The 9,318-nt window shown below is 51.4% G+C and carries 7 protein-coding genes, 1 rRNA gene and 1 other annotated feature; of the genes, 4 read left to right on the plus strand and 4 right to left on the minus strand.

The window, feature by feature from the left end:
- Positions 1 to 21: 21 nt before the first annotated feature.
- The 4 genes from pheA to bamD form a co-directional block, all read right to left on the minus strand.
- Positions 22 to 1,182: a bifunctional chorismate mutase/prephenate dehydratase gene (gene pheA / locus OGX96_RS12490; protein ID WP_003826458.1), complete on the minus strand. Its 1,161-nt coding sequence runs from the start codon at positions 1,180 to 1,182 to the stop codon at positions 22 to 24.
- 22 nt (positions 1,183 to 1,204) lie between these two features.
- Positions 1,205 to 1,330, minus strand: a sequence feature (Phe leader region).
- Entirely contained in the window at positions 1,282 to 1,329 is a 48-nt protein-coding gene (gene pheL, locus OGX96_RS12495) for a pheA operon leader peptide PheL (RefSeq protein WP_100250063.1), read from the minus strand. It overlaps the preceding feature by 48 nt.
- Before the next feature lie 102 nt (positions 1,331 to 1,432).
- Positions 1,433 to 1,771, minus strand: coding sequence for a ribosome-associated translation inhibitor RaiA (gene raiA, locus OGX96_RS12500; protein ID WP_003031244.1), 339 nt, complete (start codon positions 1,769 to 1,771; stop codon positions 1,433 to 1,435).
- Between the two features lie 269 nt (positions 1,772 to 2,040).
- Positions 2,041 to 2,778, minus strand: coding sequence for an outer membrane protein assembly factor BamD (gene bamD / locus OGX96_RS12505; protein WP_003826460.1), 738 nt, complete (start codon positions 2,776 to 2,778; stop codon positions 2,041 to 2,043).
- A 131-nt stretch (positions 2,779 to 2,909) separates the two neighbouring features.
- Here bamD and rluD point away from each other — a divergent pair, with 131 nt between their 5' ends.
- From rluD to OGX96_RS12525, 4 genes are all read left to right on the plus strand, one after another.
- The gene (gene rluD, locus OGX96_RS12510; protein ID WP_003826464.1) at positions 2,910 to 3,890 is read left to right on the plus strand and encodes a 23S rRNA pseudouridine(1911/1915/1917) synthase RluD; all 981 of its coding nucleotides are present in this window, start codon (positions 2,910 to 2,912) and stop codon (positions 3,888 to 3,890) included.
- Positions 3,887 to 4,618 carry a purine nucleoside phosphorylase YfiH gene (yfiH, locus tag OGX96_RS12515; RefSeq protein ID WP_008785512.1) on the plus strand — a complete coding sequence of 244 codons (732 nt, stop codon included), beginning with the start codon at positions 3,887 to 3,889 and terminating at the stop codon, positions 4,616 to 4,618. The genes rluD and yfiH overlap by 4 nt, the downstream gene beginning before the upstream one ends.
- A gap of 129 nt (positions 4,619 to 4,747) precedes the next feature.
- On the plus strand, positions 4,748 to 7,321 hold the full coding sequence (gene clpB, locus OGX96_RS12520) for an ATP-dependent chaperone ClpB (RefSeq protein ID WP_020996274.1): 2,574 nt from the start codon (positions 4,748 to 4,750) through the stop codon (positions 7,319 to 7,321).
- Positions 7,322 to 7,764: 443 nt separating this feature from the next.
- Positions 7,765 to 9,306: ribosomal RNA gene (locus tag OGX96_RS12525) — 16S ribosomal RNA — on the plus strand.
- The last annotated feature ends 12 nt before the right edge of the window (positions 9,307 to 9,318 follow it).

Here is a 9,318-nt window from a genome sequence, read left to right on the forward strand (position 1 = left end):
GCCATCCGGCATTGTCAAACGTTAGCTCGGATCGACTGGCACCACGTTCTCACTTGGATAGCATCCCAGTACTTTCATCGAACGCGTAATCTCACCCAGCTCTTTCAATGCTTTTTGCATCTGGGGCGACTCCAGGTTGGCCTGGATATCAAGATAAAACATCTCTTCCCACGGATTGCCGTGAATCGGGCGTGACTCCAGTTTAGTCATAATCAGATTATGGTTACGCAGTACCAGCAGCGCCTCAACCAGCGCACCGGCTTGTTGCCCCGTCGCCATCAACAGGGTTGTTTTTGCCGGAACCTGATCGGAAACATTGATTGCTTTGCGTGCCAGCACCACGAAGCGGGTGATGTTTTGCGACTGGTTAGCCTCAATATGCTCGAGAACCTGCAATCCATACAGTACGCCTCCGGCTTCGCTCCCCAGGGCCGCCACGCGCGGTGAGTTAGCCTGCGCAACTTTTTCCATCGCCGCAGAGGTGCTTTCAGTGTACTCAATCTTCCAGTGCGGGTAGCGATTCAGGAACTTGCTGCACTGCTGGAACGGCTGCGGATGGCTATATACCGTTTCAATGGTCTCAAGATCCGTCGTGCCAGACACCAGTACACAGTGGTCTATCGTAATGGTCATCTCGCCAACGATAGACAGGCTGGTGTGCTGCAGCAGGTCGTAAACGTCGTTAATCCCACCGGAGCTGGTGTTTTCAATCGGAACCACAGCATAGTCAGCCTGTCCGGTTTCGACCTGATTAAAGATATCGGCAAATTTTGCGCATCCGCTTTCAATAAATTGTTCAAAATGGCGGGCAGCGTATTGACGTGCTGCGAGGTGAGAATATGACCCTTTTGGCCCAAGGAAGGCCACGCGCGCGGAGTGTGGGTTAATTTTGTTCAGGTGCTGCTGGAGCAGAGCCTGTTGAGTCAGGACGGAATCTTCGATTATGAGCTGGAACAGGCGAGTAATGTAGTGAGCATCAAGATGATGTGCTTTGCCAAGCTGAATGAGTCGGTCCAAAAGGTCACGTTCACGGTCGATATCACGAACCGGACGATGCGAAAGCAGTTTGGCTTTACCAACTTCTACGGCCAGTCCACGTCGCTCAGCCAGCAGGGCCAGTAATTTTTCATCCAGCGTGCTGATCTTATCGCGCAGCGCCAGCAATGGGTTTTCCGATGTCATAGTGTTGCCTTTCTTGTTATCAATAAAAAAGGCCTCCCGTTGTGGGAGGCCTTATTGTTCGTCTTCGCATTCTTTATCACACGACGAAACGCCTCCCATTCAGGGGAAGGTAAAAAAGAATGCGAAGAAGAACGGGACAAGTTTCATGTAATTTTCCTTTGGCTACGTCAGTAAAGTACCCGTACTGTTTTCACCCTGTCAACAAAAAACGCGCCCGAAGGCGCGTTGGCGATACACTCAATGTAAGGGACTACTCTTCTTCTGCTTCGACGAAGTTGGCGTCTTTGACTGAAGTTGTTGCACGACGGGCTTCGCCTTTGTGCTGCACTTTATTGAGCTGCCGTTCCAGCTTGTTGATCAAATCGTTAATTGCTGTGTACATATCCTCGTGTTTTGCGCTGGCGACCAGATGTCCGTTCGGTGTATTGATGGTGGCATCAGCAATGAAACCCTGTGGCTCCTTAGACAGAATGATATGTGGATTAATCAGATGAGTTTGCCATTTTTCTAGTTTGGCGAGACGGTCTGCGACATGCTGGCGAATTGCCGGAGTAATTTCCATTTGTTTACTGGTAATGTTCATTGTCATAAATTTTACCTCTTGTCTTTCCCGTCTTGGTGATTCCAGCATACCGTTCCTAATGTCAAAATGTGTGATCTAAATCACATTATTTTGTCGCTTTTTGTCAAGAAAACCTTTTTGTGAGGCACCGCAGGAACAGGCGATTTTTTACTTGAGGAATACCTGAAAGCAGGCCATATTTGATGGGATGCGTTGGAGCTAAACCGCTTCAGTTGTGGCGTTAACGGATAAAAAAACGGCAGCCCTTGGGCTGCCGTTTTGCATTCTGAGGCAAATCAGGTATTGCTGCTGTTGGCGGCAATGATTTTCGCGACTTTTTCAGCCTGCGCATTCATCTGCATCTGGCGATAAGCGTTTTCCATCAACGGCAGGGCATTACGTGTTGCCTGGGTATCCGGGTAGTCGCGCAGCATGCCTTCCACACGGTTTACCACGGCAACCCATGCGCCGCGGGCAGTGTAGTATTCTGCAACGGAGTATTCATACTTCGCCAGGCGGTCTTTCAGGAACACCAGACGTTTGGTGGCGTCAGTGGTGTACTGGCTATTCGGATACCCACGCACCAGTTTGGAAAAGTCATTAAACGCAGCTCGGGCATGTTGCGGATCGCGATCGCTACGATCAACACCAAAGAATCCTTGCAGTGCGCTATCATCCAACGCCATATTGGTCAGGCCACGCATATACATGACATAATCAATGTTAGGGTGTGTCGGGTTAAGACGGATAAAACGATCGATGGCAGCCTGAGCAAGTGGCAGATCGGCGTTTTTGTAGTAGGCGTAGATGAGATCTAATTGCACCTGCTGAGAATACGGTCCAAATGGATAACGGTTATCCAACGCTTCCAATTGCGTTATTGCCTGTTTCCAGTTACCGTCCTGCAGCTTTTGCTGAGCAGTCGCGTAGATTTCATTTGGCGGATTATCGGGCACCTCTTCCTTTGAACCAGAGCAACCCGCCAAAAACAGGCTCAACGTGGCTGCTGCCACCAGATATTTCATGCGCGTCATGACGTTTTGACTTTCCTCAAAATGTAATACGGGAGATTCTCTGTTCCTGCTCCCGGTTAAGACCAGCTACAATAGCACACTATATTAAACGGCAAAGCCGTAAAACCCAACGTTAAACGAAGAAGCAGTTTATGGCACAACGAGTAGAACTCACCGCAACAGTCTCCGAAAATCAGCTCGGTCAACGCTTAGATCAGGCTTTGGCCGAATTGTTCCCTGATTATTCGCGATCGCGCATAAAAGAATGGATCCTCGACCAGCGCGTACTGGTAAATGACCAACTTTGCGATAAACCGAAAGAAAAAGTGTTGGGTGGAGAGCGTGTCTCCATCAATGCAGAAATTGATGAAGAGGTTCGTTTTGAACCTCAGGATATCCCACTGGATATCGTTTATGAAGATGACGACATTCTTGTCATCAACAAACCCCGTGACCTTGTAGTGCATCCGGGCGCCGGGAATCCTGATGGTACGGTATTGAATGCGTTACTGCATTACTACCCGCCAATCGCGGATGTTCCTCGTGCAGGTATCGTGCACCGTCTGGATAAAGACACGACCGGATTAATGGTGGTGGCAAAAACGGTTCCGGCGCAAACACGTTTGGTGGAGTCGTTGCAGCTGCGCGAAATTACCCGTGAGTACGAAGCAGTGGCTATTGGTCACATGACTGCTGGCGGAACCGTTGAGGAACCGATTAGCCGTCACCCGACTAAGCGTACGCACATGGCGGTACACCCAATGGGGAAACCGGCGGTAACGCACTATCGCATTATGGAACACTTCCGTGTGCACACGCGTCTGCGGTTGCGTCTGGAAACCGGACGTACGCACCAGATCCGCGTGCACATGGCACATATCACTCATCCGCTGGTGGGCGATCAGGTTTACGGCGGTCGTCCACGTCCACCGAAAGGCGCTTCTGACGAATTTATCTCCGTACTGCGTAAGTTCGACCGTCAAGCGCTGCACGCGACCATGCTGCGTTTGTATCACCCGATTTCCGGTATCGAAATGGAATGGCATGCGCCGATCCCACAAGATATGGTGCAGTTGATTGAAGTGATGCGCGCTGATTTCGAAGAACATAAGGATGATATTGCCTGGCTATGAGTAAGCTAATTGTCCCGCAGTGGCCGATACCGCAAGGTGTCGCGGCGTGTAGTTCTACCCGTATTGGCGGAGTCAGTATGCCGCCTTACGATTCGCTGAATCTGGGCGCCCATTGCGGCGATAACCCGGAGCATGTTGAAGAGAACCGCAAACGACTGTTTGCTGCGGGCAATCTGCCGTCAAAGCCAGTCTGGCTGGAGCAGGTCCACGGTAAGGATGTCCTGAAACTGACCGGCGAGCCTTACGCCTGCAAACGCGCAGATGCGTCGTACAGCAACACGCCGGGTACCGTGTGTGCGGTGATGACCGCTGATTGTTTGCCGGTGTTGTTTTGCAACCGTGCCGGAACGGAAGTTGCTGCGGCCCATGCGGGTTGGCGCGGATTATGCGCCGGCGTGCTGGAAGAAACGGTGGCGTGTTTTGCCGACAAACCTGAAAACATTATTGCCTGGCTAGGCCCGGCGATAGGTCCAAACGCGTTTGAAGTTGGACCAGAAGTCCGCGAGGCGTTTATGACGAAAGATCCGCAAGCGGACCTCGCATTTGTACCGCGTGGCGACAAGTATCTGGCGGATATCTACCAGCTTGCGCGCCAGCGTCTGTCCAGTGTCGGGGTAGAGAACATCCACGGCGGCGACCGTTGCACCTTCAGCGAAAGTGAGACGTTCTTCTCTTATCGTCGCGACAATACCACGGGTCGTATGGCAAGTTTTATTTGGCTGATATAACCTAAAGAATCAAGACGATCCGGTACGTGTAATTTTCTTTTCACATAATTCAGGTCATTCACCTTGAATAATTGAGGGATGACCTCATTTAATCTCCAGTAGCAATTTTGACCTGTTATGGGAGGAGTTATGCGTCTGGATCGTCTTACTAATAAATTCCAGCTTGCTCTTGCCGATGCCCAGTCACTCGCATTGGGGCACGACAATCAATTCATCGAACCACTTCATCTAATGAGCGCCTTGCTGAATCAGGAAGGGGGATCGGTACGTCCTTTATTAACGTCTGCTGGCATTAATGCTGGCCAGTTACGTACAGCCATTGACCAGGCGTTGAGCCGTTTGCCACAGGTAGAAGGTACCGGTGGCGATGTGCAGCCTTCTCAGGAACTGGTGCGTGTACTTAATCTTTGCGACAAGCTGGCGCAAAAACGTGGGGACAACTTTATTTCGTCAGAACTGTTCGTTCTGGCGGCGCTTGAGTCACGCGGTACGCTGACCGACTTATTAAAATCAGCAGGCGCGACGACCGCGAATATCACTCAGGCAATTGAACAAATGCGTGGAGGTGAAAGCGTGAATGACCAGGGGGCTGAAGACCAACGTCAGGCCTTGAAAAAATATACCGTCGATCTGACCGAACGTGCCGAACAGGGCAAACTCGATCCGGTCATCGGCCGTGATGAAGAAATTCGCCGTACCATTCAGGTGCTGCAACGTCGTACTAAAAATAACCCGGTGTTAATCGGTGAACCCGGTGTCGGTAAAACCGCCATCGTTGAAGGGCTGGCCCAACGCATCATCAATGGTGAAGTGCCGGAAGGCTTAAAAGGCCGTCGTGTACTGGCGCTGGATATGGGCGCGCTGGTTGCTGGGGCCAAATATCGTGGTGAGTTTGAAGAACGTTTAAAAGGTGTGCTGAACGATCTCTCGAAACAGGAAGGCAACGTCATTCTGTTTATCGACGAATTGCATACCATGGTTGGGGCGGGTAAAGCCGATGGCGCAATGGACGCCGGGAACATGCTGAAACCAGCACTGGCTCGCGGGGAACTGCACTGCGTAGGCGCAACAACGCTTGATGAGTATCGCCAGTACATCGAAAAAGATGCGGCGCTGGAACGTCGTTTCCAGAAAGTGTTTGTGGCTGAACCTTCAGTGGAAGACACCATCGCAATCTTGCGTGGCCTGAAAGAACGTTATGAACTGCACCATCATGTGCAGATTACTGACCCGGCGATTGTTGCGGCTGCTACGCTGTCTCATCGCTATATTGCCGATCGTCAGTTGCCGGATAAAGCTATCGACCTTATTGACGAAGCGGCATCCAGCATTCGTATGCAGATTGACTCCAAGCCGGAGGAACTCGACAGACTCGACCGCCGTATTATCCAGCTCAAACTGGAACAGCAGGCATTAATGAAAGAGTCTGATGAGGCAAGTAAAAAACGTCTCGATATGCTCAACGAAGAGCTGGACGACAAAGAACGCCAGTATTCTGAGTTAGAGGAAGAGTGGAAAGCTGAAAAAGCTTCCCTCTCGGGAACGCAAACTATCAAGGCTGAGCTGGAGCAGGCAAAAATCGCCATCGAACAGGCGCGCCGCGTTGGCGACCTGGCGCGGATGTCTGAACTGCAGTACGGCAAAATTCCTGAACTGGAAAAACAGCTGGAAGCAGCCACCCAGTCTGAAGGCAAAACCATGCGTCTGCTGCGTAATAAAGTTACGGATGCGGAAATTGCTGAGGTACTGGCGCGCTGGACCGGGATCCCAGTTGCTCGCATGCTGGAAGGCGAACGAGAAAAACTGTTGCGTATGGAGCAGGAGCTGCACAGCCGCGTGATTGGTCAGAACGAAGCGGTGGAAGCCGTTTCTAATGCCATTCGTCGTAGCCGCGCGGGCTTGTCCGATCCGAATCGTCCGATTGGTTCATTCCTGTTCCTTGGTCCAACCGGTGTCGGTAAAACCGAACTGTGCAAAGCGCTGGCAAACTTTATGTTCGACAGTGACGATGCAATGGTGCGTATCGATATGTCCGAGTTTATGGAGAAACACTCTGTGTCTCGTCTGGTTGGGGCACCTCCGGGATATGTCGGTTATGAAGAAGGTGGGTATCTGACGGAAGCAGTACGTCGTCGTCCTTACTCCGTCATCTTGTTGGATGAAGTGGAGAAAGCGCATCCGGATGTGTTCAACATTCTGCTGCAGGTGCTTGATGATGGTCGTCTGACTGACGGACAGGGGAGAACGGTTGACTTCCGTAATACGGTTGTCATCATGACCTCGAACCTGGGGTCCGATCTGATCCAGGAACGCTTCGGCGAGTTGGATTACGGTCACATGAAAGATATGGTGCTGGGCGTCGTGAGCCACAACTTCCGCCCGGAATTCATCAACCGTATAGATGAGGTTGTTGTATTCCATCCGCTGGGTGAGCAGCACATTGCTTCTATTGCTCAGATCCAGTTGCAGCGTCTGTACAAACGTCTGGAAGAGCGTGGCTATGAAATCCATATTTCTGACGAGGCGCTTAAACTGCTGAGCGCGAATGGTTACGATCCGGTGTATGGCGCGCGTCCATTGAAACGTGCTATCCAGCAGCAGATCGAAAACCCGCTGGCGCAGCAAATTCTGTCTGGTGAACTGATTCCGGGCAAAACGATTCGTCTGGAAGTGAATGACGATCGCATAGTGGCAGTGCAGTAAGTCACAAAACAACAATAAACGGGCCCTGTGGGGCTCGTTTTTGTTTAAAAACCAGGCAGAAATGGACATGTTGATTGAAAAGTAATCGCTTGATGAGTTTTTTATATTTTTAACTTGTCAGCCTGAAATAACTCCCTATAATGCGCCTCCACTGACACGGAACAACGGATTACAAGCCGCCGGGTCAGCGGGGTTCCACTGAGAACTCCGGCGAAGAAAGCGAAATTAAATGCTTGACTTCGTAGCGGGATGGCGTAATATGCACACCCCGCGCCGCTGAGAAAAAGCGAAGCGGCACTGCTCTTTAACAATTTATCAGACAATCTGTGTGGGCACTCGAAGATACGGATTCTTAACGTCGCAAGACGAAAAATGAATACCAAGTCTCAACGAGTGAACACGTAATTCATTACGAAGTTTAATTCATTGAGCATCAAACTTTTAAATTGAAGAGTTTGATCATGGCTCAGATTGAACGCTGGCGGCAGGCCTAACACATGCAAGTCGAACGGTAGCACAGAGGAGCTTGCTCCTTGGGTGACGAGTGGCGGACGGGTGAGTAATGTCTGGGAAACTGCCCGATGGAGGGGGATAACTACTGGAAACGGTAGCTAATACCGCATAACGTCGCAAGACCAAAGAGGGGGACCTTCGGGCCTCTTGCCATCGGATGTGCCCAGATGGGATTAGCTAGTAGGTGGGGTAACGGCTCACCTAGGCGACGATCCCTAGCTGGTCTGAGAGGATGACCAGCCACACTGGAACTGAGACACGGTCCAGACTCCTACGGGAGGCAGCAGTGGGGAATATTGCACAATGGGCGCAAGCCTGATGCAGCCATGCCGCGTGTATGAAGAAGGCCTTCGGGTTGTAAAGTACTTTCAGCGAGGAGGAAGGTGTTGTGGTTAATAACCGCAGCAATTGACGTTACTCGCAGAAGAAGCACCGGCTAACTCCGTGCCAGCAGCCGCGGTAATACGGAGGGTGCAAGCGTTAATCGGAATTACTGGGCGTAAAGCGCACGCAGGCGGTCTGTCAAGTCGGATGTGAAATCCCCGGGCTCAACCTGGGAACTGCATCCGAAACTGGCAGGCTAGAGTCTTGTAGAGGGGGGTAGAATTCCAGGTGTAGCGGTGAAATGCGTAGAGATCTGGAGGAATACCGGTGGCGAAGGCGGCCCCCTGGACAAAGACTGACGCTCAGGTGCGAAAGCGTGGGGAGCAAACAGGATTAGATACCCTGGTAGTCCACGCCGTAAACGATGTCGACTTGGAGGTTGTGCCCTTGAGGCGTGGCTTCCGGAGCTAACGCGTTAAGTCGACCGCCTGGGGAGTACGGCCGCAAGGTTAAAACTCAAATGAATTGACGGGGGCCCGCACAAGCGGTGGAGCATGTGGTTTAATTCGATGCAACGCGAAGAACCTTACCTACTCTTGACATCCAGAGAACTTAGCAGAGATGCTTTGGTGCCTTCGGGAACTCTGAGACAGGTGCTGCATGGCTGTCGTCAGCTCGTGTTGTGAAATGTTGGGTTAAGTCCCGCAACGAGCGCAACCCTTATCCTTTGTTGCCAGCGGTTAGGCCGGGAACTCAAAGGAGACTGCCAGTGATAAACTGGAGGAAGGTGGGGATGACGTCAAGTCATCATGGCCCTTACGAGTAGGGCTACACACGTGCTACAATGGCATATACAAAGAGAAGCGACCTCGCGAGAGCAAGCGGACCTCATAAAGTATGTCGTAGTCCGGATTGGAGTCTGCAACTCGACTCCATGAAGTCGGAATCGCTAGTAATCGTGGATCAGAATGCCACGGTGAATACGTTCCCGGGCCTTGTACACACCGCCCGTCACACCATGGGAGTGGGTTGCAAAAGAAGTAGGTAGCTTAACCTTCGGGAGGGCGCTTACCACTTTGTGATTCATGACTGGGGTGAAGTCGTAACAAGGTAACCGTAGGGGAACCTGCGGTTGGATCACCTCCTTACCTTAAAGAACC

Source organism: Citrobacter sp. Cpo100 (assembly GCF_030332595.1).
Classification (GTDB): domain Bacteria; phylum Pseudomonadota; class Gammaproteobacteria; order Enterobacterales; family Enterobacteriaceae; genus Citrobacter; species Citrobacter portucalensis.